We start from the raw sequence: 25,005 nt of genomic DNA, 5'->3' as shown, positions 1-25,005 counted from the left end.
TTTATGCCGGCAACCGAGGTTGCCGGCATAACATTATTCCTGTATCACCATCAGTTTTACAGTTCCGTTTACCTTACCCTCAGAAACGTCAGTTGCAGTTTTTGCATATCGTGCAGAAAGAAGCAGCTCATATTTATTATCGCCTAATGATTTAAGATCAGAAATAGCAAGCGTTGAGTTTCCGTCTTTTTCAATTAACTTATTTTTATGGTATAATTTAAAACCCACTCCGAGAGCGCCACCAGAATTATGGTCTAAAGTATTTTCGATAACATCATTATAATCAAAAGCAGCACCATCAACTTTAATAATTACGTCTTTGGCTGGATCGCATACCAAAACCATTGGTGTTGTCGCTTCATTTTCGCCAAATGGAACATCAACACCAACGCCGTAACCTTGAAATGCCGAGGCTGGTACATTTCCTAATTCAATTGCAGAAACATTATTCCCATTATCGAATCGACAAGCGGTACCTGTTACTTCACCAGTAATGGTCAAAGTTCCTTGTTCTTCTGCAGGAGCGGCATAAGCCCCGCCACTCAAAAATACGCCAGCCAGTACAGCAGCAATAATTGAACGTTTCATAGTATCTTCCTTAATCAACATATTTAGATTTGTTACATGGTGTTATTCCTGTAATTAGAATCTACACGCTTAAATCGTTACCGCAATGTAAACGGAATGTTTTTTTGATTTAAGACAAGTTAATCAATGCAATATAATTATAACAAATAGTCAGGAACCAATCTTATTTACACAATTAATAAGTTAACGTAATTTACCATTCATATTTATTTTCAAGATAAATAAAAAAGCCCACATCATTCATGAGAGTGATGTGGGCTATATGAAAGAGAGTATCCTAGTCGTAGCGGTTGAGGATAATTTGACGATTATCGCTGCCCGGAACAGCGACCAGTTCCGTTGTTACTCCCCTCACCACCGCTGAAACAGTTTGTTCGGTACTCGAAACGTGGGTTGAGTTGCCGCAGCGCTGTTGAAGCTGAGCATTTACCACTTCGGTACTGCAGGTCGGCGCGACAACGTTGCCGTTAATAGTTAAGGTTGCGGTATCTGTTCCCAACGCGGGAAGACTTAATCCATAAGCCAGAACTATAATTCCCAGCGACAAAGTTTTTTTCATCTAAATGTCATTCCTGTATTAAGCCCGATTTAACATGCAGGGTAGTTATTTAGCGTAATAATAGGTGCGCTACCACGCGTAAACCAATTGAAATACTAAATCAATAGGATAGGCATGATCAATTTAAATGATGAATATCGGATTTAATTCAGAAAAAAACATGTTTTATTAAGACAGGGTAAACAATACTCTATTTTTTCTTCATCCTATATATTCACCGCATCAATATATCATTGATGCGGTGAATAATATTTAACGCCAGAAATTACACCGCGCGGAAGGCAATTTCGCCCGGAATAACTTCACCCTGCCAGTACAGCTGCGCTGCCACGCGCCCTGCAAGGTCACGGTAAATGGCGGTAAATTCGCTGTCTGGACGGCTGATAACCGTCGGCGTACCGCGATCGAGGTCTTCACGCAGAGAAATATGCAGCGGCATTTGTCCCAGCAGTTGGGTGTGGTACTGCTCGGCCAGTTTCTGCGCGCCGCCGGTGCCAAAGATTGGCTCATGATGTCCGCAGTTGCTGCAAATATGCATACTCATATTCTCAACAATACCCAACACCGGCACTTCGACTTTTTCGAACATCACAATGCCTTTTTTCGCATCGATCAGCGCAATATCCTGCGGCGTGGTCACTACAACCGCCCCAGTTACCGGAATGTTCTGCGCCAGCGTCAGTTGGATGTCACCGGTGCCTGGCGGCATATCCAGTACCAGGTAATCAAGATCTGGCCATAAGGTTTCCTGCAGCATCTGCAATAGCGCTTTACTGGCCATCGGCCCGCGCCACACCATAGCGTTATCGTCGGTGACCAGATAGCCAATGGAGTTGGTCGCCAGACCGTGAGACATAATCGGCGCCATATGGGTGCCGTCCGGTGAAGTGGGACGCTGGTTTTCCGCGCCGAGCATCGTCGGGATGGACGGGCCATAAATATCGGCGTCCAGAATGCCCACCTTTGCCCCTTCCGCAGCCAGCGCCAGCGCCAGGTTCACCGCAGTGGAAGATTTACCCACCCCGCCTTTGCCGGAACTGACGGCAATGATGTTTTTCACACCATTAATACCCGGCTGATTTTTCACACGTTTCAGGGTGGCGATGTTATGTGACAACTTCCAGTCAATCGCTTTCGCGCCGGTAATACGCAACAGATCGGCACTGCATTGCTCTTTTAATGCTTCAAACGCGCTATGCCAGACGAAGGGCATGACCAGCTCGACGTGCAACGTGTCATCCATCCAGGCGACGTGGTGCAACGCTTTAAGCGTCGTCAGATTATGCTTCAGGGTTGAATGCTGAAAATTCGCCAGCGTCCCGGCGACCATCGCGCGCAGGGTTTCTGGTGATTTGGCCTGGGATTGTGCGTTCATCCCGACTCCTTTTTGTTGTTCTGAAAATACAATAGTCACCAGGTAGTTTACTCCAACCGCAACAATTATTCATTTACGGATAAATGCCCTTATCGCTTGGCGCAGTAATTACCATTTTGGTACTATCAAAGCCCTTTTCACTACAAAAGAAGTAATTGCCCACTATGACTCAAGTCGCGAAGAAAATTCTGGTAACGTGCGCGCTGCCGTACGCCAACGGCTCTATCCACCTCGGCCATATGCTGGAGCACATCCAGGCTGATGTCTGGGTCCGTTACCAGCGAATGCGCGGCCACCAGGTAAACTTCATCTGCGCGGACGACGCCCACGGTACGCCAATCATGCTGAAAGCACAGCAGCTTGGGATCACGCCAGAGCAGATGATCGGTGAAATGAGTCAGGAGCATCAGACTGATTTTGCGGGTTTTGACATCAGCTATGACAACTACCACTCTACGCATAGCGAAGAGAACCGCGAGCTGTCTGAGCTGATTTACACGCGCCTGAAGGAGAACGGTTTTATTAAAAACCGCACTATCTCCCAGCTTTACGATCCGGAAAAAGGCATGTTCCTGCCGGACCGTTTCGTTAAAGGCACCTGCCCGAAATGTAAGTCTGCGGATCAATACGGCGATAACTGTGAAGTCTGTGGCGCAACCTATAGCCCGACCGAACTTATCGAGCCAAAATCCGTCGTTTCCGGCGCAACGCCGGTGATGCGTGACTCAGAACACTTCTTCTTTGACCTGCCGTCATTCAGCGAAATGCTGCAGGCATGGACGCGCAGCGGCGCGTTGCAAGAGCAGGTCGCCAACAAAATGCAGGAATGGTTTGAAGCCGGCCTGCAGCAGTGGGATATTTCCCGCGACTCACCGTACTTCGGTTTTGAAATCCCGAATGCGCCTGGCAAGTACTTCTACGTCTGGCTGGATGCGCCGATTGGCTATATGGGATCGTTCAAAAACCTGTGCGATAAACGCGGCGACACCACTAGCTTTGACGAATACTGGAAGAAAGACTCTACCGCCGAGCTATATCACTTCATCGGTAAAGATATCGTCTACTTCCACAGCCTGTTCTGGCCTGCCATGCTGGAAGGCAGCAACTTCCGTAAGCCGACCAACCTGTTCGTACACGGTTATGTGACGGTGAACGGCGCGAAGATGTCTAAATCTCGCGGCACCTTTATTAAGGCCAGCACCTGGCTGAAGCACTTTGACGCCGACAGCCTGCGCTACTACTACACCGCGAAGCTCTCTTCACGTATTGATGACATCGACCTGAACCTGGAAGACTTTGTCCAGCGCGTTAACGCCGATATCGTCAACAAGGTGGTTAACCTGGCCTCCCGTAACGCTGGTTTTATCGCCAAGCGTTTTGACGGCGTGCTGGCGGCAGAACTGGCCGATCCGGCACTGTATAAAACCTTTACCGATGCCGCTGCGGTCATCGGCGAAGCGTGGGAAAGCCGTGAATTCGGTAAAGCTATCCGTGAAATCATGGCGCTGGCCGATGTGGCAAACCGCTACGTTGACGAACAGGCTCCGTGGGTTGTGGCTAAACAGGAAGGCCGCGACGCGGACCTGCAGGCAATTTGCTCAATGGGCATCAACCTGTTCCGCGTGCTGATGACTTACCTGAAACCGGTACTGCCGACGCTGGCTGAGCGTGTTGAAGCTTTCCTGAACAGCGAACTCAGCTGGGATGCTATCGAGCAGCCGCTGCTCGGTCACAAGGTCAACACCTTTAAAGCGCTCTACAATCGCATCGACATGAAACAAGTTGAAGCGCTGGTTGAGGCGTCTAAAGAAGAGGTGAAAGCCGCAGCCGCGCCGGTTACCGGCCCGCTGGCGGACGATCCGATTCAGGAAACCATCACCTTTGACGATTTCGCCAAAGTTGACCTGCGCGTAGCGTTGATTGAAAACGCTGAGTTTGTAGACGGTTCTGACAAGCTGCTGCGTCTGACGCTGGATCTCGGTGGCGAAAAGCGTAACGTCTTCTCCGGTATTCGTTCTGCTTATCCGGATCCGCAGGTCCTGATTGGACGTCAGACCATTATGGTAGCCAACCTGGCACCGCGTAAAATGCGCTTCGGTATTTCCGAAGGTATGGTGATGGCGGCGGGTCCTGGCGGGAAAGATATCTTCCTGTTAAGTCCGGACGAAGGCGCAAAACCAGGCCAACAGGTGAAGTAAGACCTACCAAGCGCTGCAATGGCAGCGCTTTTTTTTGCAGTAGCTATTCCCCTAATCTCAAACGCGTCACTTCACTCCATTTTCGGACTGCTCAGCTATTGCGATTAGATTTATTCTATACTGCTTTGCTATTAAGGTCGTACGGGCCCATCAAATTCATAGGCTCTATTATTTTGCATCCGATATTCATGAAATGGAGTTTTACATGACAGCGTTTCAAAAATTAGTTTCTCTTGCCGTAGCGTCGGTTGTCATTTTTTCCCTGACGGGGTGTGGTGATAAAGAAGAGACAAAAACATTTAATGCCAACCTAAACGGCTCGGATATTACCGTCTCTTACACCTATAAGGGCGATAAGGTTCTGAAACAAATCTCTGAAAGTAAAATCAGCTATGCGTCGGTCGGCGCCAGCAATAAAGAAGAAGCAGCAAAAGTATTTGACGCCTTAAGCGCTAAATATCAAAACATCCCTGGCATAGAAGAAAAGCTCACCTATTCAGACACCTATGCGCAGGAAAACGTCACTATCGATATGGAAAAAGTCGATGTAAAAGCATTGCAGGCAATTTCCGGGATGAAGCTGTCTGAGAATACCGATAAAAACATCAGCATGAAGCAAATGCAAACGGTAATGGAATCGGCGGGTTTTAAAGAAGTGAAGTAAACCGTCGGCGACCCGATTTTAATCGTGGTCGCCCGTTTTTCTCGTTATGCTTTCGTGCTATGTACGCGTGCGGTCAAACCGCGCAGGAAATAACGCAGGAACTGATCGCCGCATTCGCGATAGTTTTTATGATCCGGCGCGCGCATCATGGCGGTAATTTCCGGCATCGACACGCGAAATTTCTGCTCGGTCATAATGGCCAGAATATCATCGGTTTTCAGCGAAAAGGCGATACGCAGCTTTTTCAGCACCGTATTGTTATTAACACGACGCTCAAGCGCCAGCTCCGGCGCGGATTCATCTTTCCCACGCAGATGATAAATCAGACCGTTTAAAAAACCGGAAAGAATGATATCCGGGCAACGCACAAACCCGTCTTCATCTTCTTTTGTCATCCAGGTATCAAAACCCGCGGAGGTGGATTCCATGTCAGCAAGCGCAAGAATACGCACCATGTCGTTATTGTTCGCTTTCAGGGTGTAGCGCAGGCTACGAAGAATATCGTTACTTAGCATAGAGCCTTCAATAGTCGGTGATGCAATGGCGCGCAGTGTATCAGTTTTACAGTCCAATCGCCTCTTTTAGACTTTTAAGATAACGACGACTCACCGGAACGGTCAGCCCGTTACGCAAAATCAGCTCGGCCTGGCCGTTATCTTCCAGTCGGATTTCCTGCAATTGCGCCAGGTTCACCAGATATTGCCGGTGGCAGCGCAGGAGTGGCGTACGGCTTTCCAGCGTTCTGAGCGTTAACTCTGTGAACCCCTCTTTGCCATCGCTACTGGTGACATACACGCCGCTCATACGGCTGCTGATAAACGCCACATCATCCATTTGCAGCAAATAAATACGGCTATGACCGCTGCACGGAATAAACTTCAGCGGCTGCTGATGCTCGGGCAGTAGCGATACATCCTGCTTCGTGCGTTCCTGACGTAAACGGCTCAGCGTTTTTTCCAACCGCGCTTCTTCAATCGGCTTGAGCAGATAATCAAACGCGTGTTCTTCAAAGGCTTTGACCGCATACTCATCAAACGCGGTCAGGAAAACAATGTACGGACGATGTTCGGGATCAAGCATCCCGACCATTTCCAGGCCGCTGATACGCGGCATCTGAATATCAAGAAACAGGACATCCGGGTGCAGTTTATGTACCGCGCCGATGGCTTCCACCGCATTCGAACACTCCCCGATAATCTCGATGTCGCTTTGCTCCTGCAACAGGATCCGCAGATTCTCCCGCGCTAACGGTTCGTCATCGACAATCAGCACTTTGATCATGCCTGTTCCTCCAGAGGAAGTCGTAAAGTAATTCGGGTAAAGCGGTCAGGTTCACACGCTACGCTGATGCCAAAATCATCGCCAAACCGCTCGCGCAGTCGCTTATCGACCAGATTCATACCCAACCCGCTGGCCTCAGACGTTGGCTGATACAGCCCGGCATTATCTTCAATATCCAGCATCAGATACTGCCCTTCGCGACGGGCGGTAATCGACACCTCTCCGGTATCCAGTAGCTGAGAGGTACCGTGCTTAATGGCATTCTCCACGATGGGCTGCAGGGTAAAAGCCGGTAATTGCTGATGCGAAAGTTCATCAGGCACCGTTAAAGTCACCTGTAGCCGTGACTGGAATCGTGCCTTTTCAATTTGCAAATAGGCGTTCACGTGTTCAATTTCATCGGCCAGTGTGACAATCTCCGACGGGCGTTTTAAGTTTTTGCGAAAGAAGGTCGACAGGTACTGCACCAGTTGACTGGCCTGCTCGCTATCGCGGCGGATCACGGCTTTGATGGTATTGAGCGCATTGAACAGAAAATGAGGATTCACCTGGGCATGCAGGAGTTTTATTTCTGACTGCGTAAGCATTGCTTTTTGCCGCTCGTACTGTCCGGCCAGTATTTGCGCCGAAAGTAGCTGAGCGATCCCCTCCCCCAACGTGCGGTTGATCGAGCTAAAGAGGCGGTTTTTAGCCTCATACAGTTTGATAGTCCCCATCACCCGCTGGTTTTCACCCCGCAGCGGAATCACCAGCGTCGAGCCTAATTTGCATTGCGGATGCAAAGAACAACGGTAAGGGACTTCATTCCCGTCGGCATACACCACCTCTCCGGTTTCTATTGCCCGTAGAGTGTACGACGACGAAATCGGTTTACCAGGCAGGTGGTGATCGTCACCAATGCCGGTAAATGCCAGCAGTTTCTCACGATCGGTAATCGCCACCGCGCCGATATCCAGCTCTTCGTACAGCACCTGAGCCACCTTCATGCTGTTAACCTCGTTGAACCCCTGACGCAAAATACCTTCCGTAGAGGCGGCAACTTTGAGCGCAGTAGCGGAAAAAGCGGAGGTGTATTTTTCAAACATCGCCCGTTTATCGAGCAATATACGCATAAACAGGGCTGCGCCCACGGTATTGGTGACCATCATCGGGGCGGCAATATTGCTGACCAACCGAAACGCATCATCAAATGGACGAGCAATTAATAAGATAATCAGCATCTGCACCAGTTCGGCCACAAAGGTAATCGCGCCCGCCGTCAACGGGCTGAAGACTTTATCGGTACGGCCGCGACGAGTGAGCACGCTGTGCACCAGCCCGCCGAGTAAACCTTCCACAATGGTCGAAATCATGCAGCTTAGCGCCGTCATACCGCCCATTGAATAACGGTGTAAGCCACCGGTCAGACCGACTAAACCACCGACTACGGGACCGCCAAGCAGCCCGCCCATCACCGCGCCGATAGCACGCGTGTTAGCAATAGAGTCATCAATGTGCAGCCCGAAATAGGTACCCAAAATGCAAAAAATGGAAAAGGTGACATAGCAAAGCAGTTTGTGCGGGAGACGGATAGTGACCTGCATCAGCGGGATAAACAAACGCGTTTTACTCATTAGCCACGCGATAACGAGAAACACGCACATCTGCTGAAGCAGCAGCAACACCAGATTAAACTCGTACATACGCGCCAACCACACATCACTTAAAAGCGCGTAACATACATGGGCTACGCGTAACTTTCTTTGAAGTGTTGCAAAAAAACAGGAATTTGTGAGAACGATCACTCGAAAGCGCGAGTAGGACGACAAACCCACCCCTTGATTGATCAAAAAACAGACAAAACTACCTGGTTCGTAAAAGAGCGTCTAAAGTAAAACTGGGACCTCGCGAGCAAGAGTGAGACGACGATGGCGCTTTACACAATCGGTGAAGTGGCTTTGCTTTGTGATATCAACCCTGTCACTTTACGCGCGTGGCAGAGGCGTTACGGATTACTCAAACCGCAGAGGACAGACGGGGGTCATCGCCTGTTTAACGACGCGGATATTGACCGGATCCGAGAGATAAAACGCTGGATAAACAACGGCGTTCAGGTCAGTAAGGTGAAAATGTTGCTCAGCAATGAGAACATTGATGTGCATAACGGCTGGCGTGAACAGCAAGAGACGCTACTAAGCTATTTGCAAAACAATAATTTGCATAGTCTGAGAATGTGGATCAAAGAGCGCGGCCAGGATTATCCCGCGCAAACGCTCAATACCCATTTGTTCACACCGTTACGCCGCCGTCTGCAGTGTCAGCAGCCGATCCTCCAGGCGTTACTCGGGATCCTCGACGGCGTCCTCATCAACTATATCGCGATTTGTCTGGCCTCAGCGCGTAAGAAACAGGGTAAAGATGCGCTGGTTGTCGGCTGGAACATTCACGATACCACCCGCTTGTGGCTGGAGGGTTGGGTTGCCAGTCAGCAGGGATGGCGCGTTGACGTTCTGGCCCACTCACTGAACCAACTACGACCGGAAATGTTCGAAGGTCGAACCTTACTTGTCTGGTGCGGCGAGAACCAGACACCCGCTCAGCAACAGCAGCTGAGTGAATGGCGCGCGTTGGGTCACGATATTTATCCACTCGGTATTTAATATTCTATTAACAACCGTGTACAATCCTTAGATTCACATAAGGAGTGCACAATGAGCGCAGCTAAAATCGGTGTAATAACCCTCTTCCTGCTGATGGCTATCGGCGGTATCGGCGGCGTCATGCTGGCAGGCTACACCTTCATTTTACGTGCCGGGTAAGGTAGCTCGCTAATCGCTCAAATCCGCGATCGACAATTACTGCCGCCAACGCGACCAGCAACGCCCCCTGAATCACATAGGCGGTATTGAATCCGCTAAGTCCGATAATTATCGGCGTGCCCAGCGTATTCGCCCCGACGGTTGAGGCTATCGTTGCGGTGCCGATATTAATGATCACCGACGTGCGGATCCCCGCCAGAATAACCGGCGCCGCCAGCGGCAACTCCACTTTACGCAGACGCTGCCAGCGACTCATCCCCATCCCGCTGGCGATATCCATCACGCTGGCAGAGATGCCTCCCAGCCCCGCCAGGGTTGCCTGTAGGATCGGTAACACGCCATACAGGATCAGCGCGATAACCGCCGGCTCAAGACCAAATCCCATCACCGGCACGGCAATCGCCAGCACCGCGACCGGGGGAAAAGTCTGCCCCACGGCGGCGATAGTTTCCACCATCGGCCTGAACTCTGCCCCCCAGGGCCGGGTTACCGCAATCCCGGCGCCGGTGCCGATAAGTACGGCGATAAGACTCGATATTCCCACCAGCGCAAAATGACTCAGCGCCAGAGCCGTAAAACTTTCCTGCTGATACACGGGACGCGGCAACTCTGGAAACAACGAACTAAACAGGGTCTGACTGTGCGGCAACCCGACCAACAGGATCAGGAACAGGACAACCAGCCACAGCAATGGATCAGTAAGACGTTTCACGGGGCGGCATCTCCGAAAGCAGATCGCGAAAGTGAAGCGTACCGCAGGACACGCCCTGCGGCGTCACAACCGGCAGTACATCGCACCCCCGCGCCACAAACATCGACAGTGCATCACGCAGCGTCATTTCAGCCACCAGCGGCTCACCGGCTGAATGTTCGCCGCGACGGATAAAATCACCTACTGTACGCAGCGACAGTAACCGTACGCCCAGTTCGCTGCGGCCAAAGAACGTTTGTACGAAATCGTTCGCTGGCGCCGTCAGCATCGACAACGGCGTCCCTTGCTGCACGACCTTACCCGCGTCCATCAGGACCAGATGTTCCGCCAGCCTCAGCGCCTCGTCGATATCATGCGTCACCAATACAATGGTTCGCCCCAGCAGACGATGAATACGGGTCATCTCCTGCTGCAGCGCACCGCGGGTGACGGGATCCAGCGCGCCAAAAGGCTCATCCATCAATAGCACCTGCGGATCTGCCGCCAGCGCGCGTGCAACCCCGACCCGCTGCTGTTGCCCACCGGAAAGCTGATGCGGATAACGGTGACGCAAACTCGCCTCCAGCCCCAACAGCGCCATAAGTTCATCTGTGCGATCATCAATACGCGAGCGCGACCACTTTTGTAATTGCGGCACGGTGGCGATGTTCTGCGCGACGGTCCAGTGCGGGAACAAGCCGATAGACTGGATCGCGTACCCCATACGCCGCCTTAATTCCAGTACCGGCAGACTGCGAATCTCCTCGCCCGCAAAAAGAATCTGCCCGCTGTCATGCTCGACCAGTCGATTGATCATCTTCAGTGTGGTGGATTTCCCGGAACCCGACGTGCCAATTAGCACCGAAAAGCTCCCCTCCGCCAAATGCAGATTAAGGTCGTCGACGGCTTTTTGCTGACCGTAGGTTTTACTGACATGACTAAATTCAATCATTATTCGTTCCCTTCAGCAGCGCTAGCCCTAAATCAAACAGCGCATCAATCAGCACTGCCAGCACAACTACCGGGATCACACCCAGCAGCACTAAATCAACGGCGCTACTGAGCAATCCCTGAAAGACCAGCGCGCCAAAGCCCCCAGCACCGATCAGCGCGGCAATCACCGCCATCCCTACTGTCTGGATCATCACCACCCGCAAACTGCGCAAGAAGACCGGCAGCGCCAGCGGCAACTGCACCGAGATAAACCGTTGACGCGCGCTCATCCCCATCGCCCGGGCGCTTTCCAGTACATCCTGTGGAACCTGATTCAGTCCAGCCACCACGCCACGTACCAACGGTAAAAGCGCGTACAGTACCAACGCAATAAGCGCGGGTGTCAGGCCGGTTCCCGCAACGCCGAGTGAGCTTAACCAGGGAAAATGCTTAACCAGCCCAGCGAGCGGCGCAATCAACAGGCCAAACAAGGCCACCGAGGGAATGGTCTGGATAATGTTCAGTACGGCGAAAACGGGTCCCTGACGCGAGTCAGAAAAAGAGCACCAAACTCCCAGCGGCACGCCAAGGAATAGCGCGGGCATCACGGTGCCAAACAGAATAGTCAGATGCTGCGCCAGTGCGTCGTTAAAGACATCCTGGCGGTTGGCATACTCTTTAAGCAGGGAAAGATCGTTAAACGTACCGGACAGTAATAACACTATCGGCATAACAAAAAGTTGCGCATGCAGCACCCATCGCCACAACATCTGACAGGTGATGCGCCGAATGGCGTCACTGGCAGCCAGCAACATGAATCCGAGCCCCAGCCAGAACCCGGAGCCAAGACTGGTTCTGGCCAACGTACTGCCCGTCTGCGCCAGATACGTTGCCGTTGTACCTGCGGTTACCAGCGCCGCAATCACCAACAGCTGGCTGATAACAAGCGTCAATATATTGCCGGATTTGCCCGACACAAAGCACAGAAGAAACAGTAGCAGACAGGCCACCGCCAGTCCCCACGCCATGTCGGGCCTGATATCCCAGAGTTGACGACCTTCGCCGGAAACCAGGCGATTGGGAGCATAGCTAATGAAAGGAAGCGCAGCTGCTGCGAAGGTAAGAAGAACCAGCAGCAGCAACACCCGATTAACCGAGATATTGGACAAAACACCCACCCGCCGTAAATTCCGTTACTTAACCCATCCTTTTTGCTTCAGATAATCTGCTGCAACTTTTTTTGCATCCAGCCCCTCTACGGCAATGCTGGCGTTAAGCTGCTGGAGCGTTTTTTCATCCAGACTGGCAAAAACAGGCTGCAGCCATTCTTCCATTTGCGGATAGTCCTTGAGTACCGACTCACGTACCACTGGCGCAGGCGCATAAATCGGCTGAACGCCTTGCGGATCGCTTAACGTTTGCAGCCCCAACGCGGCGACCGGACCATCGGTACCGTAGGCCATCGCGGCATTGACGCCGGAGGTTTGCTGCGCTGCGGCTTTAATCGTCACGGCGGTATCCCCCCCGGCCAGTGATAAAAGCTGATTCTGATTCAGTTTAAAATCATAGGCTTTTTCAAACGCGGGCAGCGCGTCCGCACGTTCGATAAACTCCGCAGAGGCGGCCAGTTTGAAGGTGCCCCCCTCTTTCAGGTAGCGCCCTAAATCTGCAAGCGAAACCAGTTTATTCTTTTCGGCGACATCCTGGCGGACCGCAATGGTCCAGGTATTGTTGGCGGGCGCAGGCGTTAGCCAGACCAGTTTATTTTTCTCTGCGTCCAGCTTTTTCACTTTGTCGAAACCAGCCTGCGCATTTTTCCACGCCGGATCATTCTCATCTTTAAAGAAGAAGGCGCCATTGCCGGTATATTCCGGGTAGATATCCAGCTCGCCGGATGTAATCGCGCCACGCACCACAGGCGTAGTCCCCAGTTGCACTTTATTGACGGTTTTCACACCATGGCTTTCGAGCACTTGCAAAATAATGTTACCGAGCAGCGCCCCTTCGGTATCAATTTTTGACCCAACCGTAACGGGTGACGCGGCCTGCAAGGGCATACTTATCGCGGCTAACAATGCCAACGACCCTACCCCAAACTTTGAGATTATCATGCTGTGCTCCTCATCCTTTTGCGGCCCTTTTCAGAGACTTGAGGAAAAAGCATAGTCGAAAAATCAGGCCTTAACCTGGCAATTGGGTAGTAACACTGAGAGTAATTAGCAGTAAGGCGATAAAAAAATCCGGCAAACCCAAAGTGAATTTGCCGGATAGCGTTATTTCATAGACCAGATAAGCATTGCGCCATCAGGCATGATGCGTGGCTTTCTTCATCAACTACAGCAGTTCAAATTCACCCTGCTTCACTCTGGCGGAATCCACGCCGATAAAGACGTTAAATTTACCCGGTTCAGCATCGTATTTCATACGCTGGTTCCAGAATTTCAGCGCGTCGATATCAATCGGGAAGCTGACAGTCTGCGTTTCACCCGGTTTAAGATTCACTTTCTCAAAGCCTTTCAGCTGTTTTACCGGACGGCTCATTGAAGCGGTCACATCCTGCAAATACATCTGAATCACCGTGGCACCTTCGCGCTTACCGGTGTTGGTCACCTGGACGCTGGCCGTCACAGTCCCGTCACGTTTCATCGTCGGTGCAGAGAGTTTCACATCCGAAACGGTAAAGGTGGTGTAGCTCAGGCCATAGCCAAAGGGATACAACGGACCGTTTGCCTCGTCAAAATAACGCGAGGTGTACTTATTCGGCTTATCGGCGTTATACGGACGACCGGTATTGAGATGGCTGTAATAGACCGGAATCTGTCCGACAGAGCGTGGGAAAGACATCGGCAGCTTGCCTGATGGGTTGTAATCGCCAAACAACACATCGGCGATGGCGTTACCGCCTTCCGTCCCGGCAAACCAGGTTTCGAGGATCGCATCAGCCTGTTGATCTTCCTTGACCAGCGCCAGCGGACGTCCGTTCATCAGCACCAGCACCAGCGGTTTGCCCGTTGCTTTCAGCGCGGCAATCAGGTCACGTTGGCTCTGCGGAATAGTAATGTCCGTACGGCTGGAGGCTTCATGCGCCATTCCCTGTGCCTCACCGACCACCGCAACCACCACATCAGACTGTTTCGCCGCGTCAACGGCTTCATCAATCATCGCCTGCGGCGAACGCGGATCAACTTTCACCGCCTCTTCATACAGGTTCAGGAAGTCGACAATGCCTTTATCGTTGGTGATATTCGCCCCTTTGGCGTATACCACTTTACCCTGCTCGCCAATGGCATTTTTAATCCCCGTCAGCACCGTTACCGACTGATCGGCAACACCCGCTGCGGACCAACTGCCCATCACATCACGCTTGCTGTCGGCCAGTGGCCCGACAACCGCCACGGTGGCGGATTTTTTCAGCGGCAGCGTGTCGAGGCGGTTTTTCAGCAGCACCAGGCTTTCACGCGCCACTTCACGCGCTTCTTTACGGTGCAGGCGGCTTTCGGCGTTGGTATCCACCGGGTCAGACTCTTTGGCGCCCAGATGGCTGTACGGATCGTTAAACAGCCCCATATCATATTTCACGTTCAGCACGTGACGCGCAGCGTCGTCAAGCTCCGCCATCGTCACTTTGCCTGATTTAATCAGCCCCGGCAGGTATTTGCTGTAATACTCATCGCTCATACTCATGTTGATACCGGACTTGATAGCCACGCGTACCGCATCCTCAGGATCGGAGGCGGTGCCGTGCTTAATCAGTTCCTTAATCGCGCCGTGATCGGAAACGGTGATGCCTTTAAAGCCCCACTCATCGCGCAGCACGTCTTTCAGCAGCCATGCATCCGACGTCGCCGGCGTACCGTTGAGTGAATTAAGTCCTACCATCACCGCGCCGCTACCGGCATCCAGCCCGGCTTTGTACGGCGGCATGTAGTCGTTAAACAGACGCTGCGGGCTCATATCGACGGTGTTGTACTCTTTCCCGCCCTCTACCGCACCATAAGCGGCGAAGTGCTTGACGCTGGTCATCACCGAATAGCGATCGGCCGGGCTTTTCCCCTGCATCGCTTCCACCATGGTTTTACCCATTGTGGCGGTCAAATACGTGTCTTCGCCAAACCCTTCCGATGCCCGGCCCCAGCGCGGATCGCGGGAGACATCAACCATCGGCGCCCAAGTCATGTTCAGGCCATCGTCAGCGGCTTCATACGCTGAAACGCGACCGACGGTTCTGACCGCATCGAGATTAAAGGAGGACGCCAGACCGAGGCTTATCGGGAACACGGTACGCTGACCGTGCAATACGTCGTAGGCAAAAAAGAGAGGAATTTTCAGGCGGCTGAGTTCCATCACCTGATCCTGCATTTTGCGGATATCCTGGCGTGTGACGGTGTTAAAAATAGCCCCAACCTGCCCGTCTTTGATCATCTCGCGGATGGCTTCCTTCGGATTATCAGGCCCGACGCTGATTAAGCGTAATTGACCAATTTTCTCATCCACGGTCATCTGTTTGAGTAAATCGGTAACAAACGCATCCCGCGCTTCTGGCGTCAGCGGATGGTTACCAAACAGAGTGTCCGCCAGCGCGGGTTGCACCGCCAGACTCACCGCAACACCTACAGAACATAGCCATTTCATGTTGATTCTCTCTTTATTTTTTCCTGACGCATCAGCGAAAATATAACAAAAACCGCAATTTGCCGTAAGACTAAACGGGAGCGCTAAAGAAAGCTAAGGTTATTCTCCTAATTTTCAAAACCAGCGTGAATCAATGAAAGACAAGCCAGAGACAATATGAATGAGAAAGCGTATTGTCATACAAAGCGCTATGCTTGTTCCTGATATTGAGTCCCACCACAAGGAGTGGAGAATGTCTTCCATTACAACAGATAATAAAGCTTTCCTGAATGAACTGACCCGCCTGGTGGGTCATTCGCACCTGCTCACTGAACCCGCTAAAACCGCCCGCTATCGCAAGGGATTCCGCTCCGGCCAGGGCGATGCGCTCGCCGTCGTTTTTCCGGGCTCGCTTTTAGAACTGTGGCGCGTCCTGAACGCCTGTGTCGCCGCAGACAAAATCATTCTGATGCAGGCCGCCAATACCGGCCTGACCGAAGGCTCTACGCCAAGCGGCAATGATTATGACCGTGAGATTGTGATTATCAGCACTCTGCGTCTTGATAAGCTGCACGTCATCGGCAAAGGCGAACAGGTGCTGGCCTGGCCTGGAACAACGCTCTATTCGCTGGAAAAAGCGCTCAAACCTTTTGGTCGTGAACCGCATTCAGTGATCGGTTCTTCCTGCATCGGCGCTTCCGTGATTGGCGGCATTTGTAACAACTCCGGCGGCTCGCTGGTGCAACGAGGCCCGGCATACACGGAGATGTCGCTGTTTGCGCGTATTGATGAACAGGGCAAATTACAGCTGGTTAACCATCTGGGCATCGATCTTGGCCAAACCCCAGAGCAGATCCTCAGTAAACTCGATGACGAGCGCATCAAAGATGACGATGTTCGCCACGACGGACGTCATGCGCACGATCACGACTACGTGACCCGCGTCAGAGATATTGAGGCGGATACGCCCGCACGCTATAACGCCGACCCGGACCGCTTGTTTGAATCTTCCGGTTGTGCCGGAAAGCTCGCGGTTTTCGCCGTGCGTCTGGACACTTTCGAAGCCGAAAAAAATCAGCAGGTCTTTTATATCGGCACCAACCAGCCAGAGGTGCTGACGGAGATCCGCCGTCATATTCTGGCGAAGTTTGAACATCTGCCGGTTGCCGGTGAATATATGCATCGCGATATTTACGACATCGCTGAGCAGTACGGCAAAGATACGTTCCTGATGATTGACAAGCTCGGCACCGACAAAATGCCGTTTTTCTTCACCCTGAAAGGCCGCACCGATGCGATGCTGGAAAAAGTGAAATTTTTCCGTCCGCACTTTACCGACCGGGCGATGCAGAAGTTTGGCCATTTATTCCCCAGCCACTTACCGGCGCGTATGAAAAGCTGGCGCGACAAATACGAGCATCACCTGCTGTTAAAAATGGCCGGTGGCGGCGTGGCTGAAGCGCAAAACTGGCTAAATGAGTTTTTCAAAACGGCCGAGGGCGACTTCTTTGCCTGTACGCCGGAAGAAGGCAGCAAGGCATTCCTGCACCGCTTTGCGGCGGCTGGCGCAGCTATTCGTTATCAGGCCGTTCATGCGGATGAAGTGGAAGATATTCTGGCGCTGGATATCGCGCTGCGTCGTAACGACACCGAATGGTATGAACATCTGCCGCCAGAAATCGACAGCCAACTGGTGCACAAGCTCTATTACGGGCATTTTATGTGCTATGTATTCCATCAGGATTACATCGTCAAAAAAGGCGTGGATGCCCATGCGCTGAAAGAGCAGATGCTGGAGTTACTTCGCGAGCGTGGGGCACAGTATCCGGCGGAGCATAACGTCGGGCATTTGTACCAGGCGCCGGAAACATTAACCCGCTTTTACCGCGAGAATGACCCAACCAACAGTATGAACCCGGGTATTGGGAAAACGAGTAAGCAGAAGTTCTGGAAAGAATCATAGGCCCGATAAGCATAAGCGCCATCGGGCACGTTGCCGGGGGCGCTTCGCTTGCCCGGCCTACGGTTTAATCGTTCTGCGCGGTTTGCTCACCCGTAGCTGAACCTGCCGCCGCCATCTGCGCCGCTTTTTGTTTTTTGTAGCTCAGCGCCGCCGCCGGAACCGGCATCACCTTGCCGGTTTCAATCCAGGTGCGTAAACGGCTGGCATCGGCAAAGTGGGTATATTTCCCAAAAGCATCCATCACCACCAGCGCCACCGGTTTGTTATTAATCACCGTGCGCATCACCAGACAGTGGCCCGCCGCATTGGTAAACCCGGTTTTAGTTAACTGAATATTCCAGTTATCGCGATATACCAGATGGTTGGTATTACGGAACGGCAATGTATATGCCGGGTTGGCAAACGTCGCCATATCTTCACGCGTAGTACTTAGCTGACCAATCAGCGGATACTGTTTGCTGGCAATCAGTAACTTCGTTAAATCACGCGCGGTTGAGACGTTATGAATCGATAACCCGGTCGGCTCCACAAAACGGGTATGGGTCATGCCCAGCGCTTTCGCTTTCGCATTCATCGCCTTGATAAACGCGTTATAGCCGCCAGGGTAATGATGCGCCAGACTGGCTGCCGCGCGGTTTTCAGATGACATCAGCGCCAGTAACAGCATGTCTTTACGGCTGATTACACTGTTCAGCCGTACGCGAGAGTAAATTCCTTTCATCTCAGGCGTCTGACTGATATCAACTTTCAGCTTTTCATCCAGCGGCAGTCGCGCATCAAGCACCACCATCGCCGTCATTAATTTGGTAATCGACGCAATCGGACGCACCAGATCCGGGTGGTTCGAATAGATAACCTTGTTGGTATTCAGATCAACAATCATCGCGCTACCGGACGCTATCTCAGGTTGAGAAGCCGCTACGGTAGGTGCCGTTTTCGCCACGGCTTGGGGTGCAAAAGGAACGGCCAGCACCAGGGCAAGGCTTAATAATGAAACTCGGAATTTCAGCATGATGAGATTTCTGATAAGGGTTCACGCACGTCACAACGCACACCGCCCGAGATTAAGTATTTTCTCAGGCTAGCTCAGGCATCATAGCGATCCGGCAGGTTTGCCGCTACAGGATAATCGTCTCGAAATGCTGCGTTGCTGACTTTTACGTCAACAACGCAGCGCAGAGGCGTTTTACAGGTCAGAATAAGCGATAGCCGTAACCCCACAGGATTACCGTAATCGCCAGCAGAACCTCCAGTACCAGCACACCAATAGCCAGCGTGGAACTGGAAAAACTTAACCCTTCCTCACGAGTGATATTCAGGAACGTTGGAATACCGAGATAGAGTAAATAACCGGTGTAAAACAGCGCGATAGTTCCCACCAACGCACACAGCCAGACCAGCGGATAAAGTGCGACCAGACCGCTTAAAAACAGCGGAGTCGCGACATATCCGGCAAAGACCATACAGTGCGCCAACGATGGACGCTGCGGGTAATTACGCGCCATCCACCAGATAACCCGGCCCATGACAGCCACGCCCGCCAGCATCACGCCGTAAAACAGAATGGCCAGCGCCAGTCCGGTCAACAGGGATAACTGCAGTATGTTGCCGTCACCAAAATTCCAGCCGATTTGTGTGGTACCGATAAACGCGCAAACAACCGGGATTGCCGCCATCAGCAGTACATGATGGGTATAGTGATGCGAAACGCTTTCGTTTTCGCTGTTGATCACGTGCATTTCACGATCGGGATGGGAAAACAGCCCCCAGACATGGTTCATACCGCCCCCTTCTTGTCAGCTCCGGACCTCAACACTTCAAGTATAATTCAGCTTTTGATTATTTTATGTACACAGAGAAAATACCGGATCGCTACGGCGCGGCTTTTCCGGCATCAAGTATTCATAGGGTGTATGCTATAAGCGGTGGAGGTCATACAATCGTATGGATATAAATCATTATGTTGCGCAATACGGCTATGCCGCATTAGTGATTGGCAGTCTGGCTGAAGGGGAAACCATTACCCTGTTAGGCGGCGTCGCGGCCCATCAGGGAGTACTTAAATTTCCGCTGGTGGTGCTCTCCGTCGCGCTGGGCGGGATGATTGGCGATCAGTTGCTCTATTTACTCGGACGTCGTTTTGGCGGCAAAATTCTGCGGCGTTTTTCGCGTCATCAGGCAAAAATTGATTACGCGCAGAAGATGATCCAACGGCGTCCTTATCTGTTCGTGGTCGGCACGCGTTTTATGTACGGTTTTCGCGTTATTGGCCCTTTGCTGATTGGCGCCAGTCACCTGCCACCGAAGATCTTTTTACCGCTCAATATTCTCGGGGCGCTGGTGTGGGCGCTGATATTTACCACTCTGGGTTATGTGGGGGGAGAAGTCATCGCGCCGTGGCTGCACAATCTCGACCAGCACATTAAGCACTGGATATGGCTGGTTCTGGTGATTGTACTGGTGGTAGGCGCGCGCTGGTGGTTGAAAAAACGCAGCAGCAAGAAGACGGCCCGGTAGAGCGGCATCTACCGGGCAGGTGTGTTACGACGCGTGGTAACCGCCGCCCAGCGCGCTGGTCAACTGAATGGAAGCATCCAGCCACTGGCCTTGCAATACCAGACCGTTACACTGCTCACGTAACGCCGGGATCTTTGCTTCGCTGACCCGGGAACCCGCGATAATACCGGCGTTAAATCGCGCCTGCGCAAGTCCCACCACGCGCTGTGCATCATGTTCGATCTGCTGCTGATGCTGATTCTTCTGCGCCAGTGTTTCCACCTGCGATGCGGCACGCGCCACGTCATTTACCGCATCTACCACGGCTTTGTTGTAATTCGCCACCGTCAGGTTGCTTTGCGCTTTGGTGATATCAAGATTGGCATTCAATCTGCCGCTGTCGAAAATAGGCAGCGTGAGTCCGGCTGTGACCCCCATCTGCTGCGCGGAATGGCGGAACAGATCGCTCAGATGTAACGCATCTTGTTGTAAAAACGCCATCAAATTCACGTCCGGATAAAACGCGGCTTTGGCCGCATCAATGCTGCTCAGCGACGACTCAATGTACCAGTGAGCGGCCTGTAAATCCGGTCGACGGGCCAGCAGCGAATAGCCTAACTGAGACGGGAGCTGGCTTTCTACGGTAGGTAACTTACTGGTATGCAGTTTCAGAACGGTAGACTGTGAATTAGTCAGGGCGCTCAGCCGCGCCTCAATCACTTTCATTTTGCCGTTAACATCGTTCAGCTGCTGATCCGTTTTACTGGAATCGATATCGGTCTCAACACCTTCCACTGATGAGGTAATGCCGTTTTGATACAGCTGACGATCGACGGTTATCACGTTCTGTTGCTCATTTTTAATCTGCGTCAGCACGCTTTTCAGTGCCGCCTGCGTCTGCCATTCCCAGTACAGACGCGAAACACCGCTCGCCAGCAGCTGGCGGGTTTGTTCACGCTCAGCTTCACGCGCTTTAACGGCCCCAATACGCGCCGTCACTTCGGCCCGATTTTTCCCCCACAGATCCAGATTCCAGCCGGCGGTTAAACCAAAGGTCCCGTTGGTGTACCACGGGCCTGTCGTTCCGGCGGCAGGATCGGTAATGGCAAACGGTCCCATCAGCCCTTCAGCTGACATTCTCTGACGCTCAACGTCCGCAGAGAAATCGATCTCCGGACCATCCTGCGCCTCAACGGCCTTCGCCTGCGCCTCCGCCAGTTGAATGCGCTGTTCCGCCACCTGCATATCAGGAGAGTTTCGCAACGTGCTGTCAATCAGCGCATTAAGCTGAGGATCGTGGTATGCCTTCCACCATTGGCTGTCCGGCCAGCCATTTTTTAACGCCGCAGGTAAGGCGGAATCGACATTCGCAGCAGGGGTCTGCTGCGACAGAGACTGACGGTCATCATGCATAGGCGCACAGCCAGCCATGAGAATAAAAAGGGGCAACAATGCCGTCGCGGCAAAAACAGAATTACGATTCATGGAGATATACAGGTAAGAAAAGATGCGCAGAGAGTACGACTTGTCGCTGTTACTTTTTTAGTTACGCGTGGCAATACATCTTTGGCAATAAAAATATATAATCAGAAAAATATACACGACACAAATAATACAGATTAAATAATTTTAATAATTTATAGATGGAAACCTTATGTCACAGAATATTTATGACGACCCGGAATTCTTTGCCGGATATGCCACGCTGGATCGTTCAGTAAAAGGGCTTGATGGCGCACCGGAATGGCCAGCAATACAGGCTATGCTCCCCGCTCTGCAGGGTAAAAACATTCTCGATTTGGGCTGTGGATATGGCTGGTTTTGCCGCTACGCGCGCGATAATCATGCCGCCAGCGTCGTGGGGCTGGATATCTCACAAAAGATGTTAACCCAGGCGCATAATATGACTCACGGCAATGGCATCGTCTATCGCCGTGAAGATCTCGAAACGCTTACGCTCCAGCCGGCGTCTTTCGACCTGGCGTATAGCTCCCTTGCCCTGCACTATTTACACGATATTGAACGATTATTCGTAACGATTTACCAGGCATTAACACCGGGAGGCATGTTGGTATTCTCTGCCGAGCACCCCATTTATACCGCACCGCTTAACCAGGGCTGGATAAAAGACAAAACCGGGCAGCTGTCCTGGCCGGTTAATCATTACCAACAAGAAGGCGAGCGTATCAGTAACTGGTTTGCTGAAGGCGTTAAAAAACAGCACCGCAAGCTGGCGACCTGGATTAACGCGCTCATTGCCGCCGGATTCGACATTGTGTGTGTTGATGAATGGGGACCCTCTGCTCAGCAGATTGCTGAAAACCCGGCGCTGGATGAAGAAAAAGAGCGGCCAATGGTGTTTCTGCTAAGCGCACGTAAACCCGCATAACAGCGCCACCAGGCAGAATAGTTGATACTTTCCTATACTCAATCTGAATTTACCAAAAAAAGGAAAGTTAATGAAAATTCTGCTGTGGATTATTCTAATTATTTTTCTGATTGGACTGTTGGTGGTAACCGGCGTGTTTAAGATGATTTTTTGATGTTGTCTTTTAGCCCAGGCCTGATAGCAGAAATGTCAGGCGATTGTTCTCTCTGATGCCGGATGGCGGCGTAAACGCCTTATCCGGCCTACCAGAACTGATGTCAGGCGGTAATCTTGATGGCCTGAATTGCCCGCGCGATATCCGGTGAATTGTTTAACGCGCGAATCCCCTGAAACAACGCCGTGGCTTCTGAATATTCTTTACGCAAATACCCTAACCACTGCTTAATACGCGCCACATGATACAACCCCGTGTCACCCTGCTTTTCGAGACGGGTATATTTTTGCAGCAGCATCACGACGTCAGGCCAGGGCATACGCGGCTCGTTGTACTTCACCACACGACTCAGATTCGGGATATTTAACGCACCACGACCGATCATCACCGCATCGCATCCGCTGATGGCCATACAATCCTTGGCGCTCTGCCAGTCCCAGATTTCACCATTTGCGATAACCGGAATGGTAAGTCGCTGGCGAATTTCGCCAATCGCCTGCCAGTTAATATGCTCGGCCTTATAGCCCTGCTCTTTGGTACGGCCATGCACCACCAATTCGCTGGCGCCAGCCTGCTGGACGGCATCGGCAATTTCAAACTGTCGGTCGCTGTTGTCCCAGCCCAGACGTACTTTCACCGTCACCGGGAGATGGTCCGGCACAGCCTCGCGCATGGCTTTTGCGCCGCGGTAGATAAGCTCAGGATCTTTCAATAACGTCGCGCCACCGCCGCTGCCGTTGACCAGCTTCGACGGGCAACCGCAGTTCAGATCGACACCGTACGATCCCAGTTCGACTGCGCGCGCGGCGTTCTCCGCCAGCCACTGCGGATACTGGCCCAATAGCTGTATGCGCACCCGCGTGCCGGATGGCGTGCGGCTGTTGTTATGCAGTTCCGGGCAGAGCCGGTGAAATACTTTTGCCGGCAGGAGCTGATCCACCACGCGCACAAACTCCGTGATGCATAGATCGTAATCATTCACTTCAGTCAGCAGCTCGCGCACCAGGGAATCGAGCACACCTTCCATCGGCGCCAGTAAAACACGCATATCGTCACCCGCAAAAAAAGAGGCGCTATGGTAGCGCCTCCGTTCGGGAGATTAAAGAGGCTCAGCGCGGCAACAGACAGTTATCTTCTTTCCAGCCGTACAGCCACTCCATACCGCGATAAAACTCCGCCTGTGATTTACCTTTCCACAGCAGATTACGCACCTGGCGCTCGACGCTCGCGGCGTGATAAACGCGGCCCATTTCGCGCGTCGACCAGACAATCCGCGCCGTACGCGGAATGCGCACCGACTCATACAGGGCAAAGGCATCAGCCGCATCGCCGTCACACTGCTGTAACGCCTTACCAAGCGTGACGGCATCTTCCAACGCCATACAGGCTCCCTGCGCCATATATTGCGCCACCGGGTGCGCGGCATCACCCACCAGCGTAATGCGGTCGGTACCCCATTTCTCGACCGGCTCGCGGTCAGCGGTGGACCAGCGCCGCCATGATGTCGGTTTATCCAGCATCTGGCGCGGACGTGGATGAATACCGGCAAAATAGGAGAGCACCTCCTCTTTACTGCCATCCTTCACGCCCCACTCTTCCTGCTGACGACTATGAAAGGTCACAACCAGATTGTATTGTTTGCCGCCGCGCAGCGGATAGTGCACCAGGTGACAGTGCGGTCCGGCCCACAGCACCGGCGCGTTAATGCGCAAATCTTCCGGCATATCATCGCAATCAATCACAGCGCGGTAGACCACGTGCCCGGTCACGCGTGGCGCATCGCCAATCAGAGACTGACGGACAACCGACTTCACACCGTCACAGCCGACCAAAATATCTGCCGTCCAGCTGTTGCCATGCTCGTCAAATACCGTCACGTCATTCTCGGTCTGGCGAATATCAACCACGTTAGTTGAAGTGCGATATTCAAAGTTGGGATGAACCAGCGCCGCTTCCCACACAGAAGCATGAATATCCACCCGATGGATAACCGCATAAGGACCGCCAAAGTGATCGCGGAACGCCTGTCCGGTTTCAATACGCACGACTTCCTGCGCATTTACCGCATCCATCATGGTGATATGATCGGTAAAAACGGCGCGCTGGCGGGCAACCTCTCCCACGCCAAGGCTGTCGAGAGCAGAGAACGCGTTTGGCCCGAGCTGAATGCCCGCGCCGATTTCGCCAATCTCATGCGCTTTCTCCAGCAACATCACTTTGATTCCCTGACGGGCCAGCGATAACGCGGTCGCCGCGCCGCCAATCCCACCACCCACGATAATTGCGCGTGTCACTTTAGCCATTG

23 protein-coding genes are annotated in these 25,005 nt (G+C 52.3%); 7 read left to right on the top strand and 16 right to left on the bottom strand.

Features of this window, described 5'->3' with window-relative positions; all coding sequences use genetic code 11:
* Nucleotides 1-33: 33 nt before the first annotated feature.
* From ICA20_RS08915 to apbC, 3 genes are all read right to left on the bottom strand, one after another.
* Nucleotides 34-588 (bottom strand): fimbrial protein, encoded by a 555-nt coding sequence (locus tag ICA20_RS08915; RefSeq protein WP_038641928.1) that lies wholly within the window; start codon nt 586-588, stop codon nt 34-36.
* Nucleotides 589-865: 277 nt separating this feature from the next.
* Complete coding sequence (locus ICA20_RS08910) at nt 866-1,147, bottom strand: DUF2574 family protein (RefSeq protein ID WP_038641929.1); 282 nt, start codon at nt 1,145-1,147, stop codon at nt 866-868.
* A gap of 265 nt (nt 1,148-1,412) precedes the next feature.
* Nucleotides 1,413-2,522: an iron-sulfur cluster carrier protein ApbC gene (apbC, locus tag ICA20_RS08905; protein ID WP_038641931.1), complete on the bottom strand. Its 1,110-nt coding sequence runs from the start codon at nt 2,520-2,522 to the stop codon at nt 1,413-1,415.
* Between the two features lie 164 nt (nt 2,523-2,686).
* On the opposite strand from apbC, the gene metG reads away from it, so the two are divergent.
* Both metG and ICA20_RS08895 read left to right on the top strand, forming a co-directional pair.
* A complete protein-coding gene (metG, locus tag ICA20_RS08900; RefSeq protein ID WP_038641933.1) occupies nt 2,687-4,720 on the top strand; it encodes a methionine--tRNA ligase in 2,034 nt (677 codons plus the stop codon).
* 205 nt (nt 4,721-4,925) lie between these two features.
* Nucleotides 4,926-5,384: a YehR family lipoprotein gene (locus ICA20_RS08895; protein WP_038641935.1), complete on the top strand. Its 459-nt coding sequence runs from the start codon at nt 4,926-4,928 to the stop codon at nt 5,382-5,384.
* Nucleotides 5,385-5,428: 44 nt separating this feature from the next.
* On the opposite strand, the gene ICA20_RS08890 is transcribed toward ICA20_RS08895, so the two are convergent.
* The 3 genes from ICA20_RS08890 to ICA20_RS08880 are packed head-to-tail and all read right to left on the bottom strand — an operon-like array spanning nt 5,429 to nt 8,347.
* Nucleotides 5,429-5,899, bottom strand: coding sequence for a DUF1456 family protein (locus tag ICA20_RS08890; RefSeq protein ID WP_087856170.1), 471 nt, complete (start codon nt 5,897-5,899; stop codon nt 5,429-5,431).
* 46 nt (nt 5,900-5,945) lie between these two features.
* Nucleotides 5,946-6,665, bottom strand: coding sequence for a two-component system response regulator BtsR (gene btsR, locus ICA20_RS08885; protein ID WP_038641937.1), 720 nt, complete (start codon nt 6,663-6,665; stop codon nt 5,946-5,948).
* Nucleotides 6,662-8,347, bottom strand: coding sequence for a sensor histidine kinase (locus ICA20_RS08880; RefSeq protein WP_038641939.1), 1,686 nt, complete (start codon nt 8,345-8,347; stop codon nt 6,662-6,664). Before ICA20_RS08880 ends, btsR begins: the two co-directional genes overlap by 4 nt.
* A 225-nt stretch (nt 8,348-8,572) precedes the next feature.
* On the opposite strand from ICA20_RS08880, the gene mlrA reads away from it, so the two are divergent.
* Both mlrA and ICA20_RS08870 read left to right on the top strand, forming a co-directional pair.
* Nucleotides 8,573-9,304 (top strand): HTH-type transcriptional regulator MlrA, encoded by a 732-nt coding sequence (gene mlrA, locus ICA20_RS08875; protein ID WP_038641940.1) that lies wholly within the window; start codon nt 8,573-8,575, stop codon nt 9,302-9,304.
* Between the two features lie 51 nt (nt 9,305-9,355).
* Nucleotides 9,356-9,463, top strand: coding sequence for a protein YohO (locus tag ICA20_RS08870; protein WP_003027354.1), 108 nt, complete (start codon nt 9,356-9,358; stop codon nt 9,461-9,463).
* On the opposite strand, the gene ICA20_RS08865 is transcribed toward ICA20_RS08870, so the two are convergent.
* From ICA20_RS08865 to bglX, 5 genes are all read right to left on the bottom strand, one after another.
* Entirely contained in the window at nt 9,444-10,175 is a 732-nt protein-coding gene (locus ICA20_RS08865; RefSeq protein ID WP_038641942.1) for an ABC transporter permease, read from the bottom strand. The two genes, ICA20_RS08870 and ICA20_RS08865, sit on opposite strands and share 20 nt — an antisense overlap.
* Nucleotides 10,159-11,106, bottom strand: a complete 948-nt coding sequence (locus tag ICA20_RS08860) for an ABC transporter ATP-binding protein (RefSeq protein WP_038641944.1) — start codon at nt 11,104-11,106, stop codon at nt 10,159-10,161. The genes ICA20_RS08865 and ICA20_RS08860 overlap by 17 nt, the downstream gene beginning before the upstream one ends.
* The gene (locus ICA20_RS08855) at nt 11,099-12,265 is read right to left on the bottom strand and encodes an ABC transporter permease (protein ID WP_038641946.1); all 1,167 of its coding nucleotides are present in this window, start codon (nt 12,263-12,265) and stop codon (nt 11,099-11,101) included. Before ICA20_RS08855 ends, ICA20_RS08860 begins: the two co-directional genes overlap by 8 nt.
* A 15-nt stretch (nt 12,266-12,280) precedes the next feature.
* Entirely contained in the window at nt 12,281-13,198 is a 918-nt protein-coding gene (locus ICA20_RS08850; RefSeq protein WP_038641947.1) for an ABC transporter substrate-binding protein, read from the bottom strand.
* A 223-nt stretch (nt 13,199-13,421) separates the two neighbouring features.
* Nucleotides 13,422-15,719: a beta-glucosidase BglX gene (gene bglX, locus ICA20_RS08845; protein WP_071888154.1), complete on the bottom strand. Its 2,298-nt coding sequence runs from the start codon at nt 15,717-15,719 to the stop codon at nt 13,422-13,424.
* A 232-nt stretch (nt 15,720-15,951) separates the two neighbouring features.
* On the opposite strand from bglX, the gene dld reads away from it, so the two are divergent.
* Nucleotides 15,952-17,661: a D-lactate dehydrogenase gene (gene dld, locus ICA20_RS08840; RefSeq protein WP_038641949.1), complete on the top strand. Its 1,710-nt coding sequence runs from the start codon at nt 15,952-15,954 to the stop codon at nt 17,659-17,661.
* Between the two features lie 64 nt (nt 17,662-17,725).
* On the opposite strand, the gene pbpG is transcribed toward dld, so the two are convergent.
* Both pbpG and ICA20_RS08830 read right to left on the bottom strand, forming a co-directional pair.
* On the bottom strand, nt 17,726-18,673 hold the full coding sequence (gene pbpG, locus ICA20_RS08835; protein WP_038641951.1) for a D-alanyl-D-alanine endopeptidase: 948 nt from the start codon (nt 18,671-18,673) through the stop codon (nt 17,726-17,728).
* A gap of 181 nt (nt 18,674-18,854) precedes the next feature.
* Nucleotides 18,855-19,442 carry a Yip1 family protein gene (locus ICA20_RS08830; protein ID WP_038641953.1) on the bottom strand — a complete coding sequence of 196 codons (588 nt, stop codon included), beginning with the start codon at nt 19,440-19,442 and terminating at the stop codon, nt 18,855-18,857.
* Nucleotides 19,443-19,605: 163 nt separating this feature from the next.
* Here ICA20_RS08830 and ICA20_RS08825 point away from each other — a divergent pair, with 163 nt between their 5' ends.
* The gene (locus ICA20_RS08825; RefSeq protein WP_038641956.1) at nt 19,606-20,178 is read left to right on the top strand and encodes a DedA family protein; all 573 of its coding nucleotides are present in this window, start codon (nt 19,606-19,608) and stop codon (nt 20,176-20,178) included.
* Between the two features lie 24 nt (nt 20,179-20,202).
* Here the strand turns inward: ICA20_RS08825 and mdtQ are convergent, their stop codons facing one another.
* Nucleotides 20,203-21,642 (bottom strand): multidrug resistance outer membrane protein MdtQ, encoded by a 1,440-nt coding sequence (mdtQ, locus tag ICA20_RS08820; protein WP_038641958.1) that lies wholly within the window; start codon nt 21,640-21,642, stop codon nt 20,203-20,205.
* A 169-nt stretch (nt 21,643-21,811) separates the two neighbouring features.
* On the opposite strand from mdtQ, the gene ICA20_RS08815 reads away from it, so the two are divergent.
* On the top strand, nt 21,812-22,546 hold the full coding sequence (locus ICA20_RS08815; RefSeq protein WP_038641960.1) for a class I SAM-dependent methyltransferase: 735 nt from the start codon (nt 21,812-21,814) through the stop codon (nt 22,544-22,546).
* 257 nt (nt 22,547-22,803) lie between these two features.
* Here the strand turns inward: ICA20_RS08815 and dusC are convergent, their stop codons facing one another.
* On the bottom strand, nt 22,804-23,748 hold the full coding sequence (dusC, locus tag ICA20_RS08810; protein WP_038641962.1) for a tRNA dihydrouridine(16) synthase DusC: 945 nt from the start codon (nt 23,746-23,748) through the stop codon (nt 22,804-22,806).
* A gap of 61 nt (nt 23,749-23,809) precedes the next feature.
* Nucleotides 23,810-25,003 carry a 3-hydroxybenzoate 6-monooxygenase gene (locus tag ICA20_RS08805; RefSeq protein WP_038641965.1) on the bottom strand — a complete coding sequence of 398 codons (1,194 nt, stop codon included), beginning with the start codon at nt 25,001-25,003 and terminating at the stop codon, nt 23,810-23,812.
* Nucleotides 25,004-25,005 lie beyond the last annotated feature (2 nt).

Origin of the sequence: Citrobacter sp. C5_2 (assembly GCF_014596845.2) — a bacterium.
Taxonomy (GTDB): Bacteria; Pseudomonadota; Gammaproteobacteria; order Enterobacterales; family Enterobacteriaceae; genus Citrobacter; species Citrobacter werkmanii.
Note: the sequence above shows the minus strand (reverse complement) of the source record. Positions and strands in the feature narration are given on the sequence as shown.

What these genes read in the sequence shown, in the direction of transcription:
- ICA20_RS08890 (WP_087856170.1), bottom strand. Translation starts at nt 5,899, where the DNA reads ATGCTAAGTAACGATATTCTTCGTAGCCTGCGCTACACCCTGAAAGCG.
- mlrA (WP_038641940.1), top strand. Translation starts at nt 8,573, where the DNA reads ATGGCGCTTTACACAATCGGTGAAGTGGCTTTGCTTTGTGATATCAAC.
- ICA20_RS08910 (WP_038641929.1), bottom strand. Translation starts at nt 1,147, where the DNA reads ATGAAAAAAACTTTGTCGCTGGGAATTATAGTTCTGGCTTATGGATTA.
- bglX (WP_071888154.1), bottom strand. Translation starts at nt 15,719, where the DNA reads ATGAAATGGCTATGTTCTGTAGGTGTTGCGGTGAGTCTGGCGGTGCAA.
- ICA20_RS08830 (WP_038641953.1), bottom strand. Translation starts at nt 19,442, where the DNA reads ATGAACCATGTCTGGGGGCTGTTTTCCCATCCCGATCGTGAAATGCAC.
- ICA20_RS08850 (WP_038641947.1), bottom strand. Translation starts at nt 13,198, where the DNA reads ATGATAATCTCAAAGTTTGGGGTAGGGTCGTTGGCATTGTTAGCCGCG.
- dusC (WP_038641962.1), bottom strand. Translation starts at nt 23,748, where the DNA reads ATGCGTGTTTTACTGGCGCCGATGGAAGGTGTGCTCGATTCCCTGGTG.
- btsR (WP_038641937.1), bottom strand. Translation starts at nt 6,665, where the DNA reads ATGATCAAAGTGCTGATTGTCGATGACGAACCGTTAGCGCGGGAGAAT.
- ICA20_RS08880 (WP_038641939.1), bottom strand. Translation starts at nt 8,347, where the DNA reads ATGTACGAGTTTAATCTGGTGTTGCTGCTGCTTCAGCAGATGTGCGTG.
- ICA20_RS08895 (WP_038641935.1), top strand. Translation starts at nt 4,926, where the DNA reads ATGACAGCGTTTCAAAAATTAGTTTCTCTTGCCGTAGCGTCGGTTGTC.
- ICA20_RS08815 (WP_038641960.1), top strand. Translation starts at nt 21,812, where the DNA reads ATGTCACAGAATATTTATGACGACCCGGAATTCTTTGCCGGATATGCC.
- apbC (WP_038641931.1), bottom strand. Translation starts at nt 2,522, where the DNA reads ATGAACGCACAATCCCAGGCCAAATCACCAGAAACCCTGCGCGCGATG.
- dld (WP_038641949.1), top strand. Translation starts at nt 15,952, where the DNA reads ATGTCTTCCATTACAACAGATAATAAAGCTTTCCTGAATGAACTGACC.
- metG (WP_038641933.1), top strand. Translation starts at nt 2,687, where the DNA reads ATGACTCAAGTCGCGAAGAAAATTCTGGTAACGTGCGCGCTGCCGTAC.
- ICA20_RS08805 (WP_038641965.1), bottom strand. Translation starts at nt 25,003, where the DNA reads ATGGCTAAAGTGACACGCGCAATTATCGTGGGTGGTGGGATTGGCGGC.
- pbpG (WP_038641951.1), bottom strand. Translation starts at nt 18,673, where the DNA reads ATGCTGAAATTCCGAGTTTCATTATTAAGCCTTGCCCTGGTGCTGGCC.
- ICA20_RS08870 (WP_003027354.1), top strand. Translation starts at nt 9,356, where the DNA reads ATGAGCGCAGCTAAAATCGGTGTAATAACCCTCTTCCTGCTGATGGCT.
- mdtQ (WP_038641958.1), bottom strand. Translation starts at nt 21,642, where the DNA reads ATGAATCGTAATTCTGTTTTTGCCGCGACGGCATTGTTGCCCCTTTTT.
- ICA20_RS08825 (WP_038641956.1), top strand. Translation starts at nt 19,606, where the DNA reads ATGGATATAAATCATTATGTTGCGCAATACGGCTATGCCGCATTAGTG.
- ICA20_RS08915 (WP_038641928.1), bottom strand. Translation starts at nt 588, where the DNA reads ATGAAACGTTCAATTATTGCTGCTGTACTGGCTGGCGTATTTTTGAGT.
- ICA20_RS08860 (WP_038641944.1), bottom strand. Translation starts at nt 11,106, where the DNA reads ATGATTGAATTTAGTCATGTCAGTAAAACCTACGGTCAGCAAAAAGCC.